The sequence below is a fragment of the Acetobacter sp. JWB genome, from assembly GCF_003323795.1.
Lineage (GTDB): Bacteria > Pseudomonadota > Alphaproteobacteria > Acetobacterales > Acetobacteraceae > Acetobacter > Acetobacter oryzifermentans.
Map to the genome: position 1 here is coordinate 769989 of NZ_CP030871.1, position 23653 is coordinate 793641.

Sequence of the window (23653 nt, forward strand, 5' to 3'; positions counted from 1 at the left end):
TTATACGCGTTTTGTAATAGAAGGATGCGCGTTATATCATCATCTCCGCTCACGAAAAGATGATCTCTTGTAAGAGGTGCCATGCCCCAAACAGGTGGCACAGCCGTACAAACAAAACCCCCGGCGCACAAAAACGCCGAGGGCTTGGTTTGTAAAGCGCAGGCTAATTAGTTCAGCGTCATCAGGCTGGCATTGCCGCCCGCTGCGGTGGTGTTGATGCTACGAGACTGCTCCTCCAGCACCACTTCAACAGAAGGCAATGTCTGGCCTGTTACAAAGGCAGAAACAATGGGGCCATTGGCTTCGGCCAGTGTTTTGCGCGCACTGCGGAAAATGGCGTTATCGTCCTCTCCCAGCAGGATGGAGCAGGGCAGGGCCGTTGCACTGGCAACCGGGCGAATAGCTTGGCGCAGAATATCTGGCAGTCTGTCCAACCATTCGGTCAGTTCTTCTTCGGCCAGTACCAGTGCCGTATTGCCACCAGCCAGCGCCAGAGAGACCTGATCATACAATCCGGCCAGCGTAATGGGCACACAGAGCACATTGCCACGTGCGCTCAGGCGGTAGATGTTCTGTTCCCCCACTGGGCCGGGCAGGGTGATTTCTCCACCCACCAGCGGCAGGCGTGCCAGATGGCCAGCAACCTGCGCGGCTTTGCTTTCACCCTTTTCACGCAGCCAGTCTGTCCACTGCGCCATTTCTGGCGTGGTGCGGCCACGCACAATCTGCGCCACGGTTGGCGCTGCGGATAACAGACGGCGCAGAATAAGCGGGCCGCCTGCTTTGGGGCCGGTGCCAGAAAGGCCACGCCCGCCAAAAGGCTGCACGCCCACAACTGCGCCAATGGTGTTGCGATTGACGTAAAGGTTGCCAGCCTCAACTTGCGAAAGCACGCTTTTGATTGTGGAATCCAACCGGGTATGCAGGCCGAATGTCAGCCCGTAGCCGGTATCGTTAATTTCCAGCAGCAGTTCTTCCAACTTGTCGCGCTGGAAACGCAGAACATGCAGCACGGGGCCAAATACTTCTGGCCCAATTTCCCGAATGTTCAGCACCTCAATCAGCGTGGGTGGCACGTAGCTGCCGTTGGCGCAGGCTTCTGGCACGGGCAGTGCCATAACCGGAGCCTTGCGGGCCTTAAAGGCGTTAACGTGTGCGGTAATGTTGGCTGCGGCTTCTTCGGTAATCACCGGGCCGACATCGCAGGAAAGATGTGCGGGGTTGCCAATGCGCAGTTCGCGCATAGCGCCACGCAGCATGGCCAGAATGTGGTCTGCACAATCTTCCTGCACACACAGAACGCGCAGTGCGGAGCAGCGCTGGCCCGCGCTATCAAAAGCCGAGGCCAGAACATCGGCCACAACCTGTTCTGCCAGTGCGGAGGAATCCACAATCATGGCGTTCTGGCCGCCAGTTTCGGCCACAAATGGCACAGGCTGGCCGGTGGCTGTGCGGCGTTCCAGAAGCTGGCGGTTGATAATCTGCGCCACGGTGGTGGAACCCGTGAACATCACACCCATTACGCGCTCATCCGCCACGGCAGCAGCGCCTACGTCACCTTCCCCCGTGAGCAGTTGCAGGGCTGCGGGGGGTACGCCTGCTTCTTGCAAAATGCCTACGGCCACGGCAGCAACAAGCGGTGTTTCTTCTGCCGGTTTGGCCAGCACAACGTTGCCAGCCGCAAGGGCTGCGGCAATCTGGCCGATAAAGATGGCCAGCGGGAAGTTCCACGGGCTAATGCAGGTCACAATACCTAGCGGCTTGTGGGTGGTGTTATCAAAATCCCGCCGGATAGTGGCGCCGTAATAACGCAGAAAGTCTACAGCCTCGCGCACTTCCGCCACTGCGTTGGGGAGGGATTTTCCGGCTTCACGCCCCAGAAGCGCCAGAAGATCATCTGTGCGTTCTTCCAGAATGTCAGAGGCTTTTTGCAGAATGTCTGCACGTTCTGCCGGGCTGCGGTTAGCCCAATCCTGCTGGCCTTTTTGTGCGGCATCTACAGCTTTTGTTACAACATCTGGCGTGGCGTAAGACACTTTGCCCACGACATCGCGCCGGTCTGCCGGGTTGGTAACAGGGCGGAAAGTGCCTTTCTTTTTTACTCCCACAACCATTGGCGTGGCTTCCCACGTTTGCGGGGCATCTTTAATACCGGCGGCCAGTGCAGACAGCACTTTGTCATCCGCCAGATCTACCCCTGCGGAATTGGTGCGTTCGGGCGCAAACAGATCACGCGGGTTGCGGATTTCTGTGTGCGGTGCGCCGTAAGGTGTATAACGGCGGGCCACATCAATGGGGTTTTCAATCAGGGATGACAGCGGAATGGCGCTATCTCCAATCTGGTTGACAAAGGAGGAGTTTGCACCGTTTTCCAGCAAGCGGCGCACAAGGTAAGCCAGCAGGGTTTCATGCGTGCCAACAGGTGCATAAATGCGGCACGGACGGTTGAACTTGTCTGCCCCCACAACCTGTTTGTATAGCGGTTCACCCATGCCATGCAGGCACTGGAATTCGTAAGAGCCAAGCGCGAATTGTTCGCCCGCCAAAGTGTAAATGGTGGAAAGCGTGCGAGCGTTATGTGTGGCAAACTGCGGAAAAATGACATCACGCGCGTTCAGCAGTTTGCGGGCACAGGCAATGTAGCTGATATCTGTGTGGCACTTGCGGGTATAAACGGGAAAATCCGCCATGCCCTCAACCTGCGCCTTCTTGATTTCGCTATCCCAGTAAGCGCCTTTTACCAAACGCACCATAATGCGGCGGTTGCTGCGTTTGGCCAGATCAATAATGTAATCCAGCACATACGGGCAGCGTTTGCCGTAAGCCTGCACAACAAACCCAATGCCGTTCCAGCCTTCCAACCCCGGTGTGGCGCACAGGGCTTCTAGAATATCTAAAGAAACATCCAAACGTTCTGTTTCTTCCGCATCAATGTTCAGGCCGATATCGTATTTGCGGGCCAGCAGCGTAAGTTCCTGCACAACTGGCAGCAGTTCACCCATAACGCGGTCATGCTGCGCGCGGGCATAGCGTGGGTGCAGGGCGGAGAGTTTGATGGAAATGCCGGGCCGGTCATACACATTGTTGCCGGTTGCGCTGCGGCCAATGGTGTTAATGGCGTTGATGTAATCCTGCCGGTAGCGTTCGGCATCATGCGCGGTAAACGCCGCTTCGCCCAGCATATCGTAGGAATAGGAAAAACCGATAGCTTCTAGCTTGGCGCTGTTCTTACGGGCCTGATCAATAGTTTGGCCCAGCACAAACTGTTCGCCCATCAGGCGCATGGCGGCATCTACGGCCTTGCGGATAATGGGTTTGGATGTGCGTTCTGCAAAGTTGAGCAGAGAGCTGGCAAGCGTGCCTTCATCATGACCGGTTACAAGTTTGCCGGTAAGCGCCAGCCCCCATGCGGCAGCGTTGGCAAACAAAGGCTTGCCGCGCGCAACATGAGAAAGCCAGTTGCTTTCACCAATCTTGTCCTGAATCAGCGCATCGCGCGTGGCCATGTCGGGAATACGCAGCAGCGCTTCGGCCAGACACATCAGGGCCACGCCCTCGGTGGAGGAAAGAGAGAATTCCTGCACCAGCGTTTCCACCAGCCCCGGGCTGCGGCGTGCACGCAGGGCCTCGGCCAGTTGAGAGGCCATAGTGGCTACGCTGCCGTTTTCGGCCTCTGTTAATGTGGCATCTGGTGTCAGGGTTTCCACACACTGGGCTTCGGGGCGGCGCATGGCTTCAATAATAGCCTGCCGAAGTGGGGTGCGGGATGCAAAATCAGGAGCGAACGTGTCTGTGGATGACATGGGCTTTTCATTCCGGATTGGTGAGCCAGAACCGGGCCTGCCGAGTGTGCAGGTAGTTTTGGCTTCATAATGATTATTCCCTCCTTGCATGATAATATATGATTTGCAACATAATATATTATCTGAAAATGCAGAGGTGTTCCGCTCTGTAAATCCGACCTGTAGCGCTGAGGTTTTTGTGAGTTTTCGTGAGCGGAAATCAGGTGCCTGTTGCGGCGGTTTTAGCGGCTTTTCGGGTGCGGAACACATCTATGGAAATAGCAGCGGATTCCAGAATATGCGTGCGTGTAAGCTTTGCGCATAAATCGGCATCGCGGTTGCGGCAGGCATCCAGAATCGCCTTGTGTTCCAGATCTGTAATATCCTTGCGGCCCTCTATCACCAGATGCCCCCGAATATAGCGATCAAGCCGCACGTGCAGGTCTTCTATCATTTCCAGCAGGCGCGGGCTGCGGGCTGAGGCGTAAATGGAATTATGAAAAGCACGGTTGAGCGCGCCAGAGCGAATACGGCCAGAAGGGCCATGCACACCTTCTACAAAGGCCTCATACGCATCTTCTACACGGGCAAAATCAACGCGTGTCATGTTGCGCACACCTTCTGCGGCGGCGCGTTCCTCTAAAATGGCACGAATCTGGGAGTATTCCAGAATATCCGCCTCATTCATGCCAATCACCATCGCCCCTTTATTGGGCATGAAGGTGACAAGCCCTTCGGCTTCCAGATGTTTCAGGGCTTCGCGCACAGGAATAATGCTAACACCAAAGCCACTTGCCAGTTCAGATTGTGGCAGAGGTTGGCCGGGCTGAATCTGGTCTTCCAGAATGGCGCGGCGCAGGGCATCGCATATGGTTTCAGAAGCGGTGCCGTGGCCTGTTATTTCCGTGCTTGCAAAAAGGCTGGCTGGCAGCATGCCTTGTGTTCCCGCTTGTCGTTTCTTTTTCGATACAAGTTAACGTTGTACCCTGCTGGCTGGCTGGCTGTCCAATTTTCGGTGAAAGTTAGGTGTATATTTGGATAGAAGGCCCAGCTTTGCCCAGACACTCACTAGATCGTGATCTAGCGTGAGGAGTGCAAGAAAGCACGAATAACACTTTCTGCACAGTTTGTTATAACACAAAAGAAGCGGCTCCAGATACTCCACACATCTTACAGAGGCGCAACAGGGAAGTTCACAAAAATCAGGCTTTTTGTGTTGTGGGTGAATTAAGAAAAGTGAGGCAGATTCATCAATATTCGTATCTTTGCCATGTGAGGGCAGGCTGGCGGGGCTTGGGCTGTTGGTGCTGCGCAAAGGCAGGCACGGGCCGCGCGCAAGACAAGCCTTGGGGCAGGGGGTGTGGAAAAACCCTGATATATCTGTGGTCTGCCATGTGCGGGGTGCGCAATGGGGCTGCTTGATCTTTCAGGCAGATACAGGGCAGTTTGAGGCATATTCCGCTAGGGAGATTCTGAATGAAACTGATTGCCGTACGTGCCCTGTCGGCGCTTGCCCTCACCACATCTCTGCTGGCAGGGGCTGCTGTGTCTGCCCATGCGCAGCAAAATACAGATGCGCCCGTAACACGCGCCGGAGATACATCCCGCCTGACAGATGTAGATCCGTCTGGCTTTGTTGGTTCCATTGATCCGGCAGAAAATGCTGGCCTGCTGAACTACTGTGTGCAGAACGAATACGTTGATTACGACGATGGCTGGCGCACATTGCAGGAATACAACAAAAAGACCAACGCCGTGCCGGAAGGGCAGGAAGGCAATATGTCTTACGCCAACGGTTCTGCTGGTCTGCTGCATGCCAACAACCACACCTACACCATTGCCATGGCTGTTCTGCCAGTGCGCCAGAAAACCTGTAAGGCTGTTCTGGAACGGGCCAAGGCTTCTCTGTAAGCACAAGGCTGTTATTCCGGTTTTCTTGATAAGGCCGGATCACGCTGAACACGGCATGATGGAAGGGTCAGTCACACAGGTGGCTGGCCCTTTTTCTGTATGAACGCACTTTAATTTAGTGTTCATAGGGCGCAGGGTCTTTCATGCTGGCGTGCAATATGGTCAAACCAGTTCTGTTTCGTAACAAGAACAACAGAAGCCGAAAGGGCCAGACAGAGTGGTAGATGCGTTTTTCCCCGCAACGGATAACCCCGTTTCTGATCGGTATCAGGATCTTGTGCAGCGGGCGCAACGTGATCCGGAGGAATTCTGGCTTGCTCAAGCGCAACGGCTTGCGTGGCATACGCAACCGATGCAGGCTTCCCGCTCTGATTTTACAGGCGATGTGCGTATTTCTTGGTATGAAGACGGGCGTCTGAATGCGGCAGAAAACTGCCTTGATCGGCACGTTCTGTATCAGCCCGATAACGCGGCCCTGATCTGGCAGGGGCAGGAAGATGGGCACCGCGAGGTACTTTCATACCGGGAACTGCATGCCCGTGTATGCCGCTTGGGCAATGTGCTGCGTCGCTTGGGTGTAAAAAAGGGAGACCGCGTGGCCATCCATCTGCCTATGGTGGCGGAAGGGGTTATTTCCATGTTGGCCTGCGCCCGAATTGGGGCTGTGCATGTGGTGCTGTTTGGTGGTTTTTCTGCTGAAGGGTTGGCCGAACGCCTAAAGGACAGTGGCGCCGTGGTGGTTATTACCGCAGACGTGGCACGCCGAGGGCCCAAGCAAATCCCCAGCAAAGCCACAATGGATGACGCCATAAAGTTGTGTGGGGCAGAAAACACTGTACGCAACGTGCTGGTGGTGCCTGTAACGGGTGCCGATGTGCCGATGCAAGAAGGGCGAGATCTGTCCTACACAGCAGAAGTAGCGCTTGAAATACCGGATTGCCCGCCAGAAGTTATGAACGCGTGTGATCCGCTGTTCCTGCTTTACACATCTGGCAGCACTGGCCGCCCCAAAGGGTTGGTACACAGCACCGGCGGGTATTTGGTGTGGGCCTCTTTCACGCATGAAATGGTGTTTGATGCCAAACCCAATGATGTGTTCTGGTGCACGGCGGATACAAGCTGGATTACCGGCCACACCTATGTCGTGTATGGGCCCTTGGTAAATGGCGGCACCATTCTTGTATATGAAGGCCTGCCATCATGGCCGCAGCCCGGCCGCTGGTGGGATGTTATAGATCAGAATCAGGTTTCGGTTTTTTATACATCTCCCACAGTTATTCGCGCTGCCATGCGGGAAGATGATGCCGTGGTGCAAGGCCGTTCTTTGTCCAGCCTGCGTGTGCTGGGCACGGTGGGTGAGCCGATTAGCCCGGAAGCATGGAAGTGGTTTTATACAGAAGTGGGGCGCAATGCCTGCCCGGTGGTCGATACATGGTGGCAGACAGAAACTGGCGGCGTGATGATTACAGCCTGTGCCCAGAATGTTGCGGGCAAGCCGGGGGCCGCCGGGCTGCCTCTGCCGGGTGTTGCTGTTACGCTTACAGATACCAAGGGGCAGGATATTGAAGGCGAGGGCGAAGGCCTGCTGTGCCTTGCTCAATCTTGGCCCGGACAGGCCATGACGTTATGGCAAGACCACGAACGTTTCCGTAAAACCTATTTCAGCACATGCCCGGGACATTATTTTTCTGGCGATGGTGCGCGGCGGGATGCCACCGGCTATTACTGGATTACCGGCCGGGTGGATGATGTGGTGAACGTATCTGGCCACCGCATTGGCACGGCGGAAATTGAAGATGCCGTGGCCGAAGATCATGCCGTGGTGGAAAGTGCGGCTGTTGGCGTGCCGCATGATTTGAAAGGGCAGGCCCTTGTGGTGTTTGTGGTGCCCAAGGCGGAGGGCGCGTTTGATGCCACAGCCGTAAACAAGGCCGTGGCAGCAGGTGTGGGCCGCTATGCGGTGCCAGAAAAAATTTACGTTGTGCCGGATCTGCCTAAAACACGTTCGGGCAAAATTGTGCGGCGTCTGTTGCGCAAAATTGCAGCCAATGATCTGGAAAATATGGGGGATCTGTCCACCTTGGCAGATCCGGATATTGTGGCCGAGCTGATAAAGCTGGTTGCCCAGCAGAATAGCTGATTAACCGGGCCTTATTACACATAGCCGGGACGCTTATGCCCCGGTTTCTACCACTTTGGCAGCTTTAAGCAACGCAAAGCGTGGTGCGCCGTTTACACTTTCCTGCCACATGGCAAGGGGGCGCACCCAGTAATCTCCTCGTGCTTCACTGCGGTAGGTTACAAGCCATTCTTCGGTTTCACTGTGGCGGCCTGTGCAGATCACAGTATAAAGTCCGCCCTTGTAATGTTTATAAAGACCGGGGCAGGGCATTTCTGGCACTTGGGTATCTGCTTTATTCTGGTTATGTTCTATCATGATCGGGATATCCTGCTGGGTAGGTTATGATCCTGTGTTGCGGAAGGAGCGCACTTTTGAACCATCGTGTTGTGCTGTGTCAGGCGTTAACTGGCTTTATGTTTCTGTTTTGCGTTAATCCCGGTCACGCCACAACCACGGGCCATACCAAAACACATGCGCATACATCCAAGCGCACGCATCATGCGGCTGCGGCCCGTAGCCCTGCTGGTGGTGCGCCGGTTGTGCTCACAAGCCAGCCGGGAACATCGCTGGACAAGGAAGCCCGCCGCCTGAATGCCGAGGATATGGCTGCCGCCGCCCGGCATAAGGAAAAACCATTGGTATTGATTGGCTCTGCCCCACTTGGCACTGGTGGCGGCAGCATGGCGCTGTTTGTGCAGGTGCAATCTGCCAGCCTGTGTGGCTCTGCGGGGTGTTCAACAGATGTGTATCTGAAGCGCGGGAATGATTGGGACAAGATTCTGGATTCCGTTAGCGGGCCAATTGAGCTGATGTCCACCGCCCACGGGGGGATGAAGGATATTGTGGTGGATGGCACAGACCGCTGGGTTTGGAAGAACAACACCTATGTAGATACCATTGTGGCGCAGGATGTACCGGGGTTGAAAGATTCTATCGAGCAGCATCAGGCGCAGATGCGCAAACACGGTAAGTCCTCAACCCGGTAATTTTTAAAGTGCCAGCACCTCAACCCGGTTTGGCCTATACGGCGCTAAAAACACTGGCCACGGTAGCAATTACCGTGGTGCTCATTGCTCTTTTGCGCGGCGGCTTGGCGTTGCTGCCCAAATTTGATTCCGTTACGGGTGGGCAGGCTGGCACGCACCTGTTGCAACTTCTGGCTGGTGATGGGCAAGCCCGTACCCAAAATGCCGTTTCTATCGGGTTGATGCTGGGCTGCTTTATTCTGGCTGTTCTGCTGGTGCAGGTGTTGGAAAAATGGTGGCGCAGGCGGGCCAGATAACGCCCGTTCCAAAGCGGGCTTTATCTGGGGTGAGGTATTAGGCAGCACGTTTGGCGTGTGGTTTACGCGGCTTCTTCCGCAAGGTTTGTGCCTGCTAATGTGGGCCTGTTTTCGGCTGCGGCTGCTTTGTTCCAGAAAAATGTCAGCTCATGTTTGTTATGGGCCAGATGCGCCAAGCTGCCACCCGGAATGGCCTCAAACGCAGCAACAATTTCATGGTCGGTTTCACCCTGAAACTTCACCGTCAGCACAATGTTGTTGGTGTTGCCAGAAGTCATCCAGTTTTGCGTAAGCCGTAAAAGGCGCTGCGGGTAAGCAATGATGTCTGAAAACATCCAGTCCACCGCAGCAAGTTTTTCGGGTTCCAACCCAAAGGCGCTGGCCTGCTGGAAGGATACGCCCGGCATGGCGGCCACTTTGGGGTCAAGCGGTGCGCGGTCAAACGCTGTTACCTGTGCCCCAAGGTTGGCAATGGCCCATGTCCATCCGCCCGGTGTCGCACCCAGATCATAACAACGCTCATTCGGTGTGGGCCAGCGGCCAAGGCGCGTGCAGGCTTCCCATAATTTCAGATAGGCGCGAGAAGGTGGGCCGGTGCGGTTTTCTACAAACTGCGGTGCACCATTTACAAACGGGCTGGTTTTGCGCGCAGAAAAAAGCAGCGTGTTGGTATCCAGCAGCGTCCACGCACCCAAGGGGCTGGTGGGCGGCAGTGTGGGAAACACCAGTGGCGCCGCTTTAACCGGAGGCAGTTTGTCTGTAATCAGCGCGGTGCGTCGAAAGTGATCAACCGCATACAGGCTCCAGTTTCGCTGAAGAGCACGCAAAGTATCTGCGGCATTGCGGATAGAGGTTATCTCTACCACCTGTGGGTTCAGCCAGATATCCAGCGCCCAAGGGGAATATACGGGTTTGCTGCTGGAAAGTGCTAAACGGCCATGCCAGCGGTCAATTGTCACGCCGCGCCATGCCAGATCAGCTTCTAAAACGGATGTCAGGCCATCGGCGGCAAGCCATGCTGTGCGAATGGTGCTCATGCTCGGCACATCCAGCTAATGGAAAGTAATAGCCAGGAAAGAATCAGCAAACTGCCACCCGTAGGGGCAACATGGGCTGCATGGTGGCCGGTAAAGGCTGTGTAATACACGCCTGCGCAAAACAGCAGAGTGCCCAGCACCAGCCCGCACCCCCCTGCCAGCAATATGCGGCCAGCTTGGGGTTTGGTTGTAAGGCCCAGCGCAACAAGGGCAATGCCTTGCCACATCTGCATTTCCATGCCGCTATGGGCCATAACGCGGCCACCGGCAGCAAAGGCCGAATCTGGCAGGTGGGCGGTAAGCGCGCCCATAACGGTGCCGGTAGCGGCCAGAAGGCCCCCGCATATGCGCCACAGGCGCGGAAGAAGAAGTGAAAAGGACATAAGTTCTGCTGTATAGGCGCAGCCGTCGTAATGGAAAACAGGAAAGGCAACATGCCCGGCTATTTCCTGCGTTGGCCTTTATAAAGTTTGCGCCAAATTGTGGTGGCACATTATGCAAAAATGAGAGCAGGAAAATCTAAAACATGAGCATCAGGCTGGATCGTATCGTCACACGCGGTGGAGATAGTGGGCAGACATCTTTGGGCAATGGTGCGCGCGTTCAAAAAAGCAGTGCACGCATAGAAGCTTTGGGCACGTTGGATGAGGTGAATGCCATAACCGGCCTTGTGCGCGCCCATGCACCACAAGATAGCGCTGTGGTAAGCCAGCTTGCTGCTGTACAGAACATGCTGTTTGATATGGGGGCAGATTTGTGCCAGCCAGAGGAAGGGCCAAAGGCTGCCCGCGCCAAGCGCATGCAGGAAAGTGCTGTTTTAAAACTGGAAGAATGGGTGGAGCAGTTGCGGGCTGCCCAAAAGCCTCTCACAAGTTTTGTATTACCCGGTGGGTCTGTTCCCGCAGCGTGGGCGCATCTGGCGCGCACGCAGGCACGTGCGGCAGAACGGCGCATGGTGGCGCTGGCTGAGAAAGAAACAATCAATCCTGTTCTGCTACAGATCATGAACAGGTTATCTGATTACTTTTTTGTTCTGGCGCGTCACTTTAATGCAGATGGGCAGACCGATCTGGTATGGATTCCTGAAAAATAAGAGAAAACCTGATGAAAACCTCTGTCTTGTGCTTGAACATGGCAGGGGAGACATGATAATACTGTCTAGTAAGAACAAAAACACATTATAAAACGTGTGTAATAATTCTGTCTGTCCGTTTGTAATGTGTGGTTTCATGTCTGCTGCAAAGCATCATGAAGGATTGGCTGGAACCGTGTTGGATATCGCACGGGCAAATGCCAGAATATAACGGCTGATGGAATGCTTAAGAACTGTATCAACAGACCATTTTTCTTAAAGTGACTTCCAGATTTATGAATACAACATCTTTTATGCCACCCTTGGATGCCGATAGAGAACGGGATGAAGGGCTGGAAGAAGCTTCCATGCGCAATGCGCTGGAACGGCTTGGCGCATCTCACAAAGGGCGGTCTGCGCCGTCCGCCCCTCGGCCTGCCGCAGATGCCACAGGCAACAAGCGGCGAAGATTTGTGCGTGATGGCGAAGTGCCGGTAGAAAAGCATTCTCTGGCCCGTATTACGCCCCGCACGGTTGCAGCCCCCCGCACCCCTACAACATCCCGCGCTGTTCATTTTTCTGAAGAAGAAAACAGCGAAGTTTCTCGTCTGCGCCGTTTGGTGGCGGAAGAAAAGCTGCGTGTGGAAGAAATGGAACGCCAACTGGGTGAAGTGCAGGCTGCACAGCATGCCCTGCAAACCCAAAAAGGCCACGCCGATATGATGGTGCGTGAGCTGAAAGCCAAAGTGGCGGAGCAGGAAGCAGAACTGGCTGAAACAGGCCGCCAGCTTCGGGCTGCAAACCGGCTGGTGGCAGAACGTGATGAAGAAATTACCAGCCTAAAGCGCCAAGTGGAAGCCAAACCGCGCGGCCGCCCGCGCCGCCAGTATGAGCTGGCAAAGGAAGACGTGGTTGAAGATGAACCGCAGCCTGTTAAATGGTGGAAGGATTAACACTCTGCTTCTGTTTGTAAAAAGACACTCTGCGTGAGGAATCCTCCTGTCACGCCAGCGTTGGTGTTGCTGGTGGCGGATATTGCCGTAGGGGTGGCCTGTGTGTTGCTGCCGCCTCTTGTTATGGGCTTTCTGGCTCTGTTGAAGGATATTTTTGGCGTGCTTATCCTGCCGTTTAGCTTTTTGTTCGGGCTGGCGGGATGGTCGTCTGATATGTCCTCTCTGGAAACCATGCAGGGCGGATTGGTGCCAGATATGATGGCCCATCCGTTCCGGGCCGCTTCTGCTGCCGCATTGCTGGTGGTAGGGGGCGCGTGCTCTCTTATGGCATGTGGCACCCCAGATGGCGCACGTGTGGAACGTAATCTGGCACCGGTTTTTACCTTTGCCGCCATGGTGCTGGTGGGGTTTGATCCGGGGCTTGTGGTGTTGCCTGCGTTTATTTTGCAGCTTTTGGCGTTACGCTACCCTGACATGGATTTTTTAAAAATCCGTAGATAATTCTGTAGTCTGCAATATCTGTTCAAGTAATAAAAAGGGAGACCATTGAATTGGTCTCCCTTTTTATTATACAGAGCGCCTGATTATTTTTTCAGAATGCGGGAAAAATCTTGCCCGGGTTCATCAGGTTCTTGGGGTCCAGCGCATTTTTGATACGGCGCATGGTTTCCAGTTCTGCGCCGCCGCGCCATGATGGCATCATGTAAGTTTTAAGCTGGCCTACACCGTGCTCGGCAGAGAAAGAACCGCCAAGTTTGCGCACAATTGCAGCCACAGTGTCCATCATGGCATGGTCCTGCGCCAGAAACGCCTTGGGGTCTGCGCCTTCGGGCTGCACCAGATTAAAGTGGATGTTACCATCCCCAATATGCCCAAACGGTGCCACCCGAATACCGGGAATAAGCGCTTCGCACGCTTTGGTGGCTTCATCTATAAAGGTCGGAATAGCGGCCAGAGGCACGGATACATCGTTTTTAACAGATGCTCCGGCGCGTTTCTGGGCTTCTGCATGTTCCTCACGAATCATCCATAGGCTTTGGCGTTGGGCTTCACTTTCTGCCAGCACGGCATCCGTTACCAACCCGTCTTCCAGCGCTGTGCCCAGCACTTCTTCCATAAGGGAACGCAGGCTGTCATCTGCGCGTGGGCTGCCTAATTCTACCAGCGCGTAAGCGGGTGCGGGTTCGCTTAATGGCAGCGGTGCGCCTTCAATCAGTTTGTTAACCAATGCCATGCTGGTGCCAGACATGAACTCAAAAGCCTGAATGGCAGAAGGGTCCTGCTTGCGGAATGCCGCAAACAGATCCAGCGCCCCCTTGGCATTCGCTACGGCACACAAAGCTGTCTCGCGCGAGCGGGGGGCTGGCTGAAGCTGAATAATAGCCTGCGTGATAATACCCAGCGTGCCCTCAGATCCAACCAAAAGCTGGCGCAAGGCGTAGCCGGTATTATCCTTGCGTAGCTTGCGCATCAGGTTCAGCACATTGCCATCGGGCATGACAGCTTCCAGCCCCAATGCCAGTTCACGCGCGTTGCCGTAGCGCACAGTGTTGTTGCCGCCAGCATTGGTGGCCAGAATACCCCCAATATCGGCAGAGCCTTCCGATGAAATGGAAAGGGGAAGCAGCAGCCCTTCCTTGGCTGCGGCATCCTGCGCGGCTTTAAGCGTTACGCCAGCTTCTACCGTCATGGTGAGATCAGCGTGATCAATGTCATGAATACGCGTCATGCGGGTGGTGGAAATAACAACAGCCTTGCCGGTGTTATCTGGCGTTGCGCCGCCAACCATACTGGTGTTGCCGCCTTGTGGCACCATGGGCACGTTGTGTTGCTGGCACAGGGCAACAGCTTTTGCGCATTCTTCTGTGTTAGCCGGGCGCAGAACAGCAGCGCATTTGCCATGGTAAAGCGCGCGCCAATCTATGCAGAACGGATCTACATCCGAAGCCGTTGTCAGCAGGCCTGTAGGCCCCAGAAGCTGTAAAAGGGCATCATGCAGGGATTGGGGAAGGGCGGCGTTTTCAGGCATAGGCGCGGGTTCCTGCAAAAGGGGTGAGCACATAAAATAAAGAAAACATCAGTAAAGGTAACGGGCGTTTTCTGACGCAGTACTAATGTGCGGTGGAAAAAAGGAATGATAAAGTTCCGCCCCCGCAATGCCAGCCAAAAGCCCGGCAACAGTGGCAATCACTATGGTCATACGGCGTTGATACTGGCCCAAGCTTTGTATCTGCGCCATCTGGGCTTGCATTTCTGCGCGGGCCTGCAAGGTCAGATACAGCTCAGATTTAAGGGTTTCGTTCTGGGCATTGGCGCTGCGCAGTTTCCGATCCAAAGAAACAATGTTGTTTCTCAGTTCCTGCAACTGGGCGCGATAGGTATCAGACATATCTGTCTGTGCTTTGGTGGCTGAAGCGCGGCTGCTGGCCCGTGTTTTGCTGGCCCGCGCAGGTTTGGCCTTTTCGGGGTCTGCTGCAATGGTCTGGAATAGGTTTTTAAGCGCGCCGCCTGTGGTGGCGTTGCGTTTGGCCCGGTTACGCAAGGCCTCCAGCGCAGTAGCGGATTGGCCCGGCTGATCTTCCAGCACCAGTGCCAGAATATCCGAAAGAATTTTCAGTTCTTTGGGGTCAATATCGCTCATGCGGGCAAGTCTTCCGGGGGCAGGGTAGGGCGTGGGGCTGCCGCACGGTTTAACCGGTCCTGTATGGCAAGCCCAAGCCCGTGGGGCGGAATAGGCTGCACTGCAATGCCGCGTAGGTGAAGGTTCTGGCCTTGCTTGTCCAGCGTCCGCAGGCCGGTAAACAGGCGTGCGGCGGCTTCTTCCAGATTGCCACTTTCGCTCAGGTTCCAGCTTAGGGGCGTGCCGCTGGGCTGCGTGTTGCCAAAGGCCAGCAAGGCTTCATCTGGCGCAACATCAACTGCGTTGAGCCGAACGGGAAGGTGCGGCGCGTAATGTGAAAGCATTCTGCCGGGAGATGCCGGGGCGGCATCCACCTCTGTTTCCGGCATAAAAATGGTGCCGCATACAGCTTGCAAGGCTTCCAGTGTTATGCCGCCGGGGCGCAAGAGGGTAGGGCGTTCAGGGTTGGAAATATCCAGCACGGTGCTTTCCACACCAACTTGGCAGGGGCCGCTATCCAGCACGGCATCAATACGGCCATCCAGTTCTTCCAGCACATGGGCTGCATCGGAGGGGCTGATGCGGCCGGAGCGGTTGGCGGAAGGGGCCGCAATGGGGCGTTGCACCAGCTTGAGCAAAGCTTGCACGGTTTGCCCTTTGGGCACGCGCACGGCCAAGGTGGGCAGGCCATCGGCAGCCAGATCACTTACGGTGCTGTGGGGGGCGCGGGGCAGAATAAGCGTAAGCGGGCCGGGCCAGAACATGTGCGCTAATTTATGCGCAAGCGGGTTGGCGGTAACCTGCGTAAAAGCGGCCTGTGCATCTGCAAAATGGCTGATAAGCGGGTTAAAGCGTGGGCGGTTTTTGGCCTCAAAAATCCGGGCCACGGTTTGGGGCTGCGTGGCATCTCCGCCAAGGCCGTAAACTGTTTCTGTTCCAAACGCCACCAAGCCACCCTCGCGCAGGATGCGGGCGGCTGTTTGAAGGCCAGAGGAGGAGGCGTCCAGAAGGTCAGTCATACGTCTCTGTAATGGTAACAAAGGGGTGGCCTGTTTGCTGCATTGGCCAGCCTGCGCATAAGGTTGGCCAAAGTGCAGCGTAATGGGTTTACAGCGTTCCGGTACAGACAAATGGCGGATTTTTCCAGCCCGTTTTGCCATAAACCAGCGGAGATCCATCCAGTAGCGTAATATTTCCGCCAGCGGCTTCTACAATAGCCTGCGGGGCTGCGGTATCCCATTCCATGGTGGGGCCAAGGCGTGGGTACAAATCTACCAGCCCTTCGGCCACGCGGGCAAATTTTACGGCAGAACCAATATTGCCCAGCTTGGCCACCGGGCGGCCGTTTAGATATTCCGCCAGCCGTTTATCATCCGCATGATGGCGAGAGGCCAGAACAGTCAGCCCTTCTGCCGGGGCTTTGCGCACATGAATGGGCTGCGTGCCGTTTTTATCTGTGCGGTGTGCGCCTAAACCAACACCGCCTGTGTAAAGCTGATGGTAAGCAGGCAGCGCCATTGCACCCAACACCGGCTGGCCATCACGCACCAGACCGATATTTACGGTAAAATCATCACGCCCGGCGGCAAATTCACGCGTGCCATCCAGCGGGTCCACCAGCCAGTAGGCGGGGGCTACAGCGGTCTGTTTGCCAGCGGCCACCTCTTCTTCCGCAATAACGGGAATATCCGGCGTTGCCGCCCGCAGGCCGCGCAGAATATGCGCTTCTGCTGCGTGGTCTGCCTCCGTTACGGGGGAAGAATCGGTTTTGGTTATGGTTTCAAAGCCGCGCGCACGAATTGTACGAATAATTTCAGCAGCTTCATCGGCCAGTCTGGCGGCTAGGGCCAGAAGGTCGGCATCGGTATGGCTTGTCATGCCGCTTAGCATACGCCAGCACGCGGGCTGCGTCATGCCTACAATTGCAAGCGCATGTCATGCACCCGCGGGCTTCCTATTGCCAAGCCGCCGGGGGAGACGTACGCAAGGAAGGATGAGTTTACAGAAAGGGCAGTAAACACCATGCTTCAGATCAAGTTTTCTTCCGCTACGCTGCCAGCCGGTGGCGCTCTGGCCATTTTGGTGCCGGAAGGGGAAAAGCGCTCTGCCATTTTTCAGGAAGCCGATAAAGCCACCAATGGCGCGCTAACCCGTGCAGCCAAAGCGGATGATTTTACAGGCAAGGAAGGCACCGCCTGCGTTGTTCTGGCGCCATCTGCTGCGTTTGAGCGCGTGGTGCTGATTGGCATTGGCAAGCCGGAAGCGGTAGATGCCTGGGCCGCAGAAAAGGCTGGGGGTGCAGCGGCATCTCACCTTGGCCGGGATGAGCAGGCCACGCTGGCAGTGGGTGATCTGTCTGGCGTGCTGGCCGCACACGCTGCACAGGGTGCTGTGCTGGGGGCTTACCACTTTGGGCTGTATCATGGCGCACCAGATGCCAGCAAAAACCATCGGCTTGCCGTGCTTTCTGTTCTGACAGACCACGCAGATGCCGCAAATGAAGCATGGCCCTCTCTTTCTGCCGTAGCCCGTGGTGTGGTGCTAACGCGTGATCTGGTAACCGAACCTGCAAACGTGTTGAATCCGGTAGAATTTGCAGAGCGCGCCACCACATTGAAAAGCTTGGGGCTGGAAGTGGAAGTGCTGGACCGCGCAGCCATGGAAAAGCTGGGCTTTGGTGCGCTGCTGGGTGTGGCACAGGGCAGTGCGAACGAACCGCGCACCGTTATCCTGCGCTGGAATGGTGCCGCCAACAAGGATGAAGCCCCGCTGGCCTTTATTGGCAAGGGTGTAACGTTTGATTCCGGCGGTATTTCCATCAAACCTGCCGCTGGCATGGAAGACATGAAGTGGGATATGGCAGGTGCCGCTACGGTAACCGGCCTGCTGACGGCACTGGCCGGGCGCAAAGCCAAGGTGAACGCTGTTGGTGTTGTGGGGCTGGTAGAAAACATGGTGTCCGGCACCGCCCAGCGCCCTGGCGATGTGGTGCGCAGTGCTTCTGGCCAGACCATTGAAGTGCTGAACACCGATGCCGAAGGCCGCTTGGTGCTGGCAGATATTCTTTGGTATGCGCGTGAACGTTTTGCACCACAGATTATGGTGGATCTGGCAACGCTTACCGGGGCCATTATTGTCAGCCTTGGGCATGAATATGCGGGCCTGTTCTCCAATAATGATCAGCTTGCAGCGGGCCTTGCAGATGCTGGCGCATTTGCGGGTGAAAAGCTGTGGCGTATGCCCATGGGCAAGGAATATGATGTCCAGCTAAAATCCGATATCGCGGATATGAAGAACATCAGCGGTGGCCGTGCCGGTGGTTCCATTACCGCAGCGCAGTTCCTGAAGCGCTTTGTGGGTGAAACAGCTTGGGCGCATCTGGATATTGCCGGTGTGGCTTGGGCATCCAAGGCGCAGAATGGTCAGCCCAAAGGGGCTACGGGCTTTGGTGTGCGTCTGCTTGATCGCTTTGTGCGTGATGGCTACGAATACGAACCAAAAGACTGAACCCGCTGTAATATAAAGCAGTTGGCATGATACCAAAGGCTGGAAGGGCGTTACGGTGAACTTACCGGGCGCGTTTCCAGCCTTTTTCTTCCTGCCGCCAATAAGCCAGTTCATGCCCGGCGGCTTTGGCGGCACTCCAGCGGGTGCGCGCGGCAGCTACGGCTTCCTCATCATGCCCGTCAAACAGGTCAAACACCCGTTCAAAATCTGCCAGATCGGGAAAGCTGCGGTTTTCCAGCAAAAAGAGAAAGCGTGCGGCATTGGGGGCATCTTCCCCCATACTCAGCCAGATAGGTTGCAAATCCGGGCAGGCAATACCTTCGCGCCCATGTGGCAGCCATGTTGGGGTTGTAACCTTCCACAAGGTTTTATCCAGATCATCCAGCATGGGTTTGCTGGCGCACCACACAGCGGCTTTTTGCCCGCTGGCCAGTGTGCGGGCCAGCAGTTTGGGCAGTGCCTCGGTCACGCTTGTGCGCGTAAGGTGGTAAAAACCAATCTGTGTCATACGTGTTAGTATATCCAGCCTTACCTGCGGGCAGAAGGCTGATTGAGCGCGTTTAGAAAATTAACAGGCAGATAAGCCGCCTGTTTTGCAAAGGAGAACCGGCGCAATGGCAAACACAGTAACGCTGGCCGATGGTACTGTTCTACCCGCTTTAGGGGTGGGCACATGGAATATGGGTGAAGACCCCGCCCGTTGGCCAGAGGAAGTGGAAAGCCTGCGCTATGCCGTGCTGAACGGTGTGCAGGTGGTGGATACAGCCGAAATGTACGGCAATGGCCGCTCCGAAAGTGTGGTGGGTGAGGCTATCTATCCCTACCGCAAAAAGGTTTTTCTGGTTACCAAAGTATTGCCCTCAAACGCGTCTAGCCAAGGTGTGGCGGAAAGTTGCCGGAAATCTTTGCGCCGTTTGGGAACAGATTGGATAGACCTGTACCTTCTGCACTGGCGGGGCGGTGTGCCGTTGGGCGAAACGATAGACGCATTCAAGAAGCTGCAAAAAGAAGGCTTGATTCGCTATTGGGGTGTTTCAAACTTTGATACGGATGATGTGTATGAACTGGATGGCTGTTCCCGCATTGGGGAATGTGTTGCCAACCAGGTGCTTTACAATCTGGAACATCGCGGCGTGGAATATGATCTGCTGAAAACGGATTATCGGCGCAAGATTGTTACCATGGCGTATTCCCCCATCGGGCAGGGGCAGGAACTGCTTAAAAGCCCGGTTCTGGCAGATATTGCCAGCAGGCACAGTACGGTGCTTGGCCCGGCTACACCGGCACAAATTGCGTTGGCATGGGTGCTACGCCAGAACAACGTGCTGGCTATTCCCAAAGCTGCCTCGCACGAGCACATGAAGCAGAATCTAGCTGCGCGAGATCTTGAATTAACAGAGCAGGATCTGGCGCAGTTGGATGCAGCGTTTCCGCCGCCTACCAAAAAAACACCACTGGATATGATCTAAAAAGCCGGAGCATGGGGGCTATTTGCCCCCGTTGCCGTCCTCCCATTTAGGGCGGCGGCCAATGTGTATGGTAAGGGTTATGGGCTGGTTATTACGTAATACGTTTAACTGTGCATCCAGCCCCGGCTTGGCAGAAGCCACGGCGCGTATCATGGCGCGTGCGGTTTCTACGTGCTCATTGTTCATGCCCACAATGATATCGCCTTTTTTCAGTCCACCTTTGGCTGCGGGGCCGTTGCGATCCACTTCTGTAACCTGCGTGCCATTATGGGTCATAATATCTTCCAGCGTGGCGCCCAGCCAGCCGCGTTCAATATGCCCGGCCTGCCGCAGCGTTTCCACAATGGGGATAACAATTTCGGAGGGGATGGAAAACCCAAGCCCTACAGATCCGCCTGTGGGGGAAACAATGGCGGTGTTGAGCGCCACCACCTGCCCGGCAAGGTTAAACGTGGGGCCGCCAGAATTGCCGGGGTTTATGGGGGCATCCAGTTGCAGAAAATCATCAAACGGGCTGGTGCCAATATCGCGCCCACGGGCTGAAACAATACCAGCGGTAACAGATGAGCCCAAGCCAAACGGGTTGCCCGCAGCCATAATCCAATCTCCCACCTGCACCTGTCTGCTATCACCCCATGTGACATAGGGCAGAGGCTGTGGGGATCTGATTTTGATAACGGCAATATCCGTTAGGTTATCTATGCCTGCCAGCGTGGCGGTAAATTCCTTACCACTTGCAAGGGCAACGGTAATTTTATCTGCATCTTCCACCACGTGGCCATTCGTCACAATGGTGCCTTCGGGGTCTATAATAAAGCCCGAACCTGCTCCAAGTAGTTCATCCTGATGGCGGCGCATGCGTTCGCGGTAGCGCTTTTCCAGTGGGGTGCCTTTCACGGTGGATGGCAGCTTGTGTTTGGCGCTGGTATCTGAATCTCGCGTAACGGAAATATTAACAACAGCGGGCACAACCTTGCGTACCAAAGGCGCAAAGCTGATAGGGCCGCCAGAAACAAGCGGTACAGCGGGCTCGAATGTCGGGAGTGTTGCAGCCTGTGCTGAGTAATGCGCGCCTGTTTCCTGAAGGGAAAAGCAGGCTACGGCCAGTGCAGGCAGGTTCCGTAGAAGCATCTTCATGGAAATGGCAATAAAGCTCCAGACATTACAAACTTGTGGCCCGGATTATCTGCTTTATGCAACCGGCTATACGTGTTTGCCTTTGATCTGGTACGTTTTTATGGCGGTAGGGTGTTGTTTCCGCCACGCCCACATCTTCTAGCTGCGTTTGGCGCGTGGCCGCGCTGGGGCCAAAGCGGGGTTTTCTGGCCATTCGTGCTTGGGGTAACGCCCGCGCATATCGCGCCGCATATCTGCCCATCCCCCTTGCCAAAAGCCCGCCAGATCCGCCGTAATGGCCTGAGGCCGCCCTGCGGGAGAAAGTAACGCCAGCCGCAACGGCACGCGCCCCCCAGCTAATTTGGGCGTTTGTGCCGTGCCATAAAAGGTTTGGGCACGGGCCGAGGCCACAGGCACGGGCTGCGTATAATCCACCTCTGCCACACCGCCGGGGAAGGGCAGGGTGGTTGGCAGTTCCTTATCCAACCAGTTTGTGCGGGCGTAACCCAAATAAGTGCGGAGCAGGTTGAGTATATTCAATTCCCGTAATGCGGTGATGGATGTGCAGCCTTCAACATATGGGGTCAGCCATTCATCCATACAGCCAGCAAGGGCTGTGGAGGAAAAGTCTGGCCAGCCTTCTTCCATACCGGCGCCATCGGGCAAGGTGCGGGCCAGTTCTACCCGCGCCTGAAGCTGCCGTACGGCATCTGACCAGTTGAGTGTAGTTTCTGGTGCTTCCTTGGCCTGAGCCAGCAGGAGCGGGCCTGCATCTTCCGGTTTTACTTTTTCTGTGCGGTCTCGCAGCACAAGGCAGCCAATACGGGTGCGCCTGCGGGCCATGATATTGCCCGATACAGGGTCCAGCGTGGTTTCAACCTGTTCACGCGTGCGCTCCAGCAGGGCTGGGGGCAGGGCGTTGCTTTCCAATGGGGCCGCCATGCGTATTTCGGCAGCAGTGCGCAGGTGCAGGCCTGCTACAGCCAGTAGCTTGTGTTTTGCCAGTCCGTCATCTCGGCGCAGGCGGGCATTGCTGCCATTGGCCATGCGGTAACTGCCTATATCTCCCCGGCACAAGGCAACCCGATCAGGAAAGCCAGCGGCCAGAAGGGCTGCGGCATCCCCCGCTGCCGGGTGGCGGGGCTTTAGCCCCATACGGGTGCGAAAACGTGCGGCAGCCTGCCGAATACGGGCCAAAGCGCCACGGTCTGCCTGCGGGTTGTTATCTTCCCCTGCAATCAGATCCAGCCGGAGGGTAATATCTGCGGGCGGAATAGGTGGCGGCCCACCACGCCCGGCAGCGCGTGGGCGCAGGGGGTCACGCTCTTCCAGCAGGGCTGCTAGGTCTGCTGCCAGTGCGGCTTCCTCTGCCGTGCGGGCTGCCAGCATCATGGTGGCAAGGCGTGGGTGCGTGCCCAAATCGGCCATGTTGCGGCCAAGTTTTGTAATCTTGCCAGCATCATCCAGCGCACCCAGCAAAATCAGCAATTCCTTTGCGGCGGCTACCGCGCTGCCGGGTGGCTGATCTGGCAGCGGAAGCGGCGTATCGGCGGAGCCCACCGTATCTGCCCATAAGGCGGTTGCCAGCACAAAATCAGACAGATCAGCTTCCAGAATTTCTGGCCTGTCATGCTGGGGCAAAGCGCGTTCCGTGTGGGCAGACCATAGGCAGTAGGCCACACCCGGCGCTTCTCGCCCCGCACGGCCAGCGCGTTGCCGGGCGGCTGCCTTGGAAATACGCACCGTATCCAGCCGGGAAAGTCCGGCTCCGGCATCAAACCGTGGCACACGGCGGAAGCCGCAATCCACCACAACGCGTACGCCGGGCACGGTAAGGGATGTTTCGGCAATGGAAGTGGCCAAAATAATCCGCCGTTCGCCCTCATTTCCGGGGCGCAGCACGCGGGCCTGTTCTGCCGGGTGGAGTTCACCATGCAGGGGCAGCACCGTGGCGGGTACGGTTTCTAACAGTTGCATGACCCGGCGGATTTCTCCCGTGCCAGGCAGAAAGGTGAGGATATCACCTTCTGTTTCAGCCAAGGCTTGCCGCACACCTGTTGCCGTGGCGGTGGCAATATCGCGCAGGCTGGGAATATCGTGCTTGGCATGGTGGACAGTAAGCGGGAACATCCGTCCTTCGCTTGTTAGCACAGGGGCATTCATCAGCGCGGCAAGGCGTTCTGTTTCCGCTGTGGCAGACATGGCCACAAGCCGCAGATCAGGCCGCAAAGTGCGTTGTAGATCCAGACAGAAAGCCAGCGCCAGATCCGCATCCAATGAGCGTTCGTGCACTTCGTCCAGAATAACGCAGGCTACGCCTTCCAGCATGGGGTCACCCAGCAGACGGCGCAGGAACAAGCCTTCTGTCAGCACCTCAATACGGGTGCGGTCTGAAACAGCAGAATCTAAGCGGGTGCGGAACCCAACAAAACCGCCAACATCTTCCCCCATCAGCGATGCAATGCGTTGGGCGGCGGCGCGGGCTGCCAGCCTGCGCGGCTCTAGCATGATGATTTTATCAGACGGTGCGCGCCATGCTGCTGCTGCCAACACGGGTGGAACAGATGTGGTTTTACCTGCCCCCGGAGGCGCTACTAAAATGGCTGATGCCGGATGGTCTGCTGTGGGGTTTTGAGCCAGTGCCGCGCAGAGTTCTGGCAGTACATCCTGCACAGGCAGGCCCTGCGCAATGGAAAACGGGTTCAGGCTAGGGGCAGAAGCAGTCATGCCATGCTTTATGGCGGCCCCACCGCCGCAGTGCAATATTACGTGGCGGTGGGGG

Annotated in this window: 21 protein-coding genes; 9 read left to right on the forward strand and 12 right to left on the reverse strand. The window is 56.2% G+C overall.

From position 1 onward, the window contains the following. Nucleotides 1-167: 167 nt before the first annotated feature. Nucleotides 168-3893, reverse strand: coding sequence for a bifunctional proline dehydrogenase/L-glutamate gamma-semialdehyde dehydrogenase PutA (gene putA / locus DS739_RS03730; RefSeq protein WP_081461439.1), 3726 nt, complete (start codon nucleotides 3891-3893; stop codon nucleotides 168-170). 109 nt (nucleotides 3894-4002) lie between these two features. Further along, nucleotides 4003-4716 carry a GntR family transcriptional regulator gene (locus DS739_RS03735; protein ID WP_006116295.1) on the reverse strand — a complete coding sequence of 238 codons (714 nt, stop codon included), beginning with the start codon at nucleotides 4714-4716 and terminating at the stop codon, nucleotides 4003-4005. Nucleotides 4717-5258: 542 nt separating this feature from the next. On the opposite strand from DS739_RS03735, the gene DS739_RS03740 reads away from it, so the two are divergent. Further along, nucleotides 5259-5693 (forward strand): DUF4148 domain-containing protein, encoded by a 435-nt coding sequence (locus tag DS739_RS03740; RefSeq protein ID WP_006116294.1) that lies wholly within the window; start codon nucleotides 5259-5261, stop codon nucleotides 5691-5693. Nucleotides 5694-5910: 217 nt separating this feature from the next. Then, on the forward strand, nucleotides 5911-7833 hold the full coding sequence (gene acs / locus DS739_RS03745; RefSeq protein WP_006116293.1) for an acetate--CoA ligase: 1923 nt from the start codon (nucleotides 5911-5913) through the stop codon (nucleotides 7831-7833). A gap of 33 nt (nucleotides 7834-7866) precedes the next feature. Here acs and DS739_RS03750 read toward each other — a convergent pair whose 3' ends face one another. After that, on the reverse strand, nucleotides 7867-8130 hold the full coding sequence (locus DS739_RS03750; RefSeq protein WP_170315304.1) for a DUF1653 domain-containing protein: 264 nt from the start codon (nucleotides 8128-8130) through the stop codon (nucleotides 7867-7869). 98 nt (nucleotides 8131-8228) lie between these two features. Between DS739_RS03750 and DS739_RS03755 the strand changes: the two genes are divergently transcribed. Further along, complete coding sequence (locus DS739_RS03755; protein ID WP_170315310.1) at nucleotides 8229-8801, forward strand: hypothetical protein; 573 nt, start codon at nucleotides 8229-8231, stop codon at nucleotides 8799-8801. Between the two features lie 8 nt (nucleotides 8802-8809). After that, nucleotides 8810-9097 carry a hypothetical protein gene (locus DS739_RS03760; protein WP_006116289.1) on the forward strand — a complete coding sequence of 96 codons (288 nt, stop codon included), beginning with the start codon at nucleotides 8810-8812 and terminating at the stop codon, nucleotides 9095-9097. A gap of 62 nt (nucleotides 9098-9159) precedes the next feature. On the opposite strand, the gene DS739_RS03765 is transcribed toward DS739_RS03760, so the two are convergent. Next, nucleotides 9160-10134, reverse strand: a complete 975-nt coding sequence (locus DS739_RS03765; RefSeq protein ID WP_035354074.1) for an SAM-dependent methyltransferase — start codon at nucleotides 10132-10134, stop codon at nucleotides 9160-9162. Continuing rightward, nucleotides 10131-10517: a DUF423 domain-containing protein gene (locus DS739_RS03770; RefSeq protein WP_231621270.1), complete on the reverse strand. Its 387-nt coding sequence runs from the start codon at nucleotides 10515-10517 to the stop codon at nucleotides 10131-10133. The genes DS739_RS03765 and DS739_RS03770 overlap by 4 nt, the downstream gene beginning before the upstream one ends. 143 nt (nucleotides 10518-10660) lie before the next feature. Here DS739_RS03770 and DS739_RS03775 point away from each other — a divergent pair, with 143 nt between their 5' ends. From DS739_RS03775 to DS739_RS03785, 3 genes are all read left to right on the forward strand, one after another. Continuing rightward, nucleotides 10661-11227 carry a cob(I)yrinic acid a,c-diamide adenosyltransferase gene (locus tag DS739_RS03775; RefSeq protein ID WP_006116287.1) on the forward strand — a complete coding sequence of 189 codons (567 nt, stop codon included), beginning with the start codon at nucleotides 10661-10663 and terminating at the stop codon, nucleotides 11225-11227. A 275-nt stretch (nucleotides 11228-11502) separates the two neighbouring features. After that, nucleotides 11503-12159, forward strand: coding sequence for a hypothetical protein (locus tag DS739_RS03780; RefSeq protein WP_035354071.1), 657 nt, complete (start codon nucleotides 11503-11505; stop codon nucleotides 12157-12159). A gap of 33 nt (nucleotides 12160-12192) precedes the next feature. After that, complete coding sequence (locus DS739_RS03785; RefSeq protein WP_006116285.1) at nucleotides 12193-12660, forward strand: hypothetical protein; 468 nt, start codon at nucleotides 12193-12195, stop codon at nucleotides 12658-12660. A gap of 91 nt (nucleotides 12661-12751) precedes the next feature. Here DS739_RS03785 and DS739_RS03790 read toward each other — a convergent pair whose 3' ends face one another. From DS739_RS03790 to cysQ, 4 genes are all read right to left on the reverse strand, one after another. Then, a complete protein-coding gene (locus tag DS739_RS03790) occupies nucleotides 12752-14221 on the reverse strand; it encodes an FAD-binding oxidoreductase (RefSeq protein WP_081461437.1) in 1470 nt (489 codons plus the stop codon). 15 nt (nucleotides 14222-14236) lie between these two features. Further along, on the reverse strand, nucleotides 14237-14800 hold the full coding sequence (locus tag DS739_RS03795; protein ID WP_035354065.1) for a hypothetical protein: 564 nt from the start codon (nucleotides 14798-14800) through the stop codon (nucleotides 14237-14239). Then, nucleotides 14797-15798 (reverse strand): L-threonylcarbamoyladenylate synthase, encoded by a 1002-nt coding sequence (locus DS739_RS03800; RefSeq protein WP_035354260.1) that lies wholly within the window; start codon nucleotides 15796-15798, stop codon nucleotides 14797-14799. The genes DS739_RS03795 and DS739_RS03800 overlap by 4 nt, the downstream gene beginning before the upstream one ends. A gap of 88 nt (nucleotides 15799-15886) precedes the next feature. Then, a complete protein-coding gene (cysQ, locus tag DS739_RS03805; RefSeq protein ID WP_170315309.1) occupies nucleotides 15887-16657 on the reverse strand; it encodes a 3'(2'),5'-bisphosphate nucleotidase CysQ in 771 nt (256 codons plus the stop codon). Nucleotides 16658-16801: 144 nt separating this feature from the next. On the opposite strand from cysQ, the gene DS739_RS03810 reads away from it, so the two are divergent. Continuing rightward, nucleotides 16802-18286, forward strand: coding sequence for a leucyl aminopeptidase (locus DS739_RS03810; protein WP_035354254.1), 1485 nt, complete (start codon nucleotides 16802-16804; stop codon nucleotides 18284-18286). Between the two features lie 61 nt (nucleotides 18287-18347). Here the strand turns inward: DS739_RS03810 and DS739_RS03815 are convergent, their stop codons facing one another. Beyond that, entirely contained in the window at nucleotides 18348-18794 is a 447-nt protein-coding gene (locus DS739_RS03815; protein WP_006116279.1) for a DNA polymerase III subunit chi, read from the reverse strand. 106 nt (nucleotides 18795-18900) lie between these two features. On the opposite strand from DS739_RS03815, the gene DS739_RS03820 reads away from it, so the two are divergent. After that, nucleotides 18901-19755 carry an aldo/keto reductase gene (locus DS739_RS03820; protein WP_035354062.1) on the forward strand — a complete coding sequence of 285 codons (855 nt, stop codon included), beginning with the start codon at nucleotides 18901-18903 and terminating at the stop codon, nucleotides 19753-19755. An 18-nt stretch (nucleotides 19756-19773) separates the two neighbouring features. On the opposite strand, the gene DS739_RS03825 is transcribed toward DS739_RS03820, so the two are convergent. Together DS739_RS03825 and hrpB are read right to left on the reverse strand one after the other, a co-directional pair. Beyond that, nucleotides 19774-20892 carry a S1C family serine protease gene (locus DS739_RS03825; RefSeq protein WP_006116276.1) on the reverse strand — a complete coding sequence of 373 codons (1119 nt, stop codon included), beginning with the start codon at nucleotides 20890-20892 and terminating at the stop codon, nucleotides 19774-19776. A 138-nt stretch (nucleotides 20893-21030) separates the two neighbouring features. Then, nucleotides 21031-23598: an ATP-dependent helicase HrpB gene (gene hrpB / locus DS739_RS03830; RefSeq protein ID WP_039891719.1), complete on the reverse strand. Its 2568-nt coding sequence runs from the start codon at nucleotides 23596-23598 to the stop codon at nucleotides 21031-21033. Nucleotides 23599-23653: the final 55 nt, after the last annotated feature.

Coding starts and splice junctions, on each gene's coding strand:
- putA (WP_081461439.1), bottom strand. CDS start 3,893: ATGCAAGGAGGGAATAATCATTATGAAGCCAAAACTACCTGCACACTC.
- DS739_RS03735 (WP_006116295.1), bottom strand. CDS start 4,716: ATGCTGCCAGCCAGCCTTTTTGCAAGCACGGAAATAACAGGCCACGGC.
- DS739_RS03740 (WP_006116294.1), top strand. CDS start 5,259: ATGAAACTGATTGCCGTACGTGCCCTGTCGGCGCTTGCCCTCACCACA.
- DS739_RS03750 (WP_170315304.1), bottom strand. CDS start 8,130: ATGATAGAACATAACCAGAATAAAGCAGATACCCAAGTGCCAGAAATG.
- DS739_RS03755 (WP_170315310.1), top strand. CDS start 8,229: ATGTTTCTGTTTTGCGTTAATCCCGGTCACGCCACAACCACGGGCCAT.
- DS739_RS03765 (WP_035354074.1), bottom strand. CDS start 10,134: ATGAGCACCATTCGCACAGCATGGCTTGCCGCCGATGGCCTGACATCC.
- DS739_RS03770 (WP_231621270.1), bottom strand. CDS start 10,517: ATGTCCTTTTCACTTCTTCTTCCGCGCCTGTGGCGCATATGCGGGGGC.
- DS739_RS03775 (WP_006116287.1), top strand. CDS start 10,661: ATGAGCATCAGGCTGGATCGTATCGTCACACGCGGTGGAGATAGTGGG.
- DS739_RS03780 (WP_035354071.1), top strand. CDS start 11,503: ATGAATACAACATCTTTTATGCCACCCTTGGATGCCGATAGAGAACGG.
- DS739_RS03790 (WP_081461437.1), bottom strand. CDS start 14,221: ATGTGCTCACCCCTTTTGCAGGAACCCGCGCCTATGCCTGAAAACGCC.
- DS739_RS03795 (WP_035354065.1), bottom strand. CDS start 14,800: ATGAGCGATATTGACCCCAAAGAACTGAAAATTCTTTCGGATATTCTG.
- DS739_RS03800 (WP_035354260.1), bottom strand. CDS start 15,798: ATGACTGACCTTCTGGACGCCTCCTCCTCTGGCCTTCAAACAGCCGCC.
- cysQ (WP_170315309.1), bottom strand. CDS start 16,657: ATGACAAGCCATACCGATGCCGACCTTCTGGCCCTAGCCGCCAGACTG.
- DS739_RS03810 (WP_035354254.1), top strand. CDS start 16,802: ATGCTTCAGATCAAGTTTTCTTCCGCTACGCTGCCAGCCGGTGGCGCT.
- DS739_RS03815 (WP_006116279.1), bottom strand. CDS start 18,794: ATGACACAGATTGGTTTTTACCACCTTACGCGCACAAGCGTGACCGAG.
- DS739_RS03820 (WP_035354062.1), top strand. CDS start 18,901: ATGGCAAACACAGTAACGCTGGCCGATGGTACTGTTCTACCCGCTTTA.
- DS739_RS03825 (WP_006116276.1), bottom strand. CDS start 20,892: ATGAAGATGCTTCTACGGAACCTGCCTGCACTGGCCGTAGCCTGCTTT.
- hrpB (WP_039891719.1), bottom strand. CDS start 23,598: ATGACTGCTTCTGCCCCTAGCCTGAACCCGTTTTCCATTGCGCAGGGC.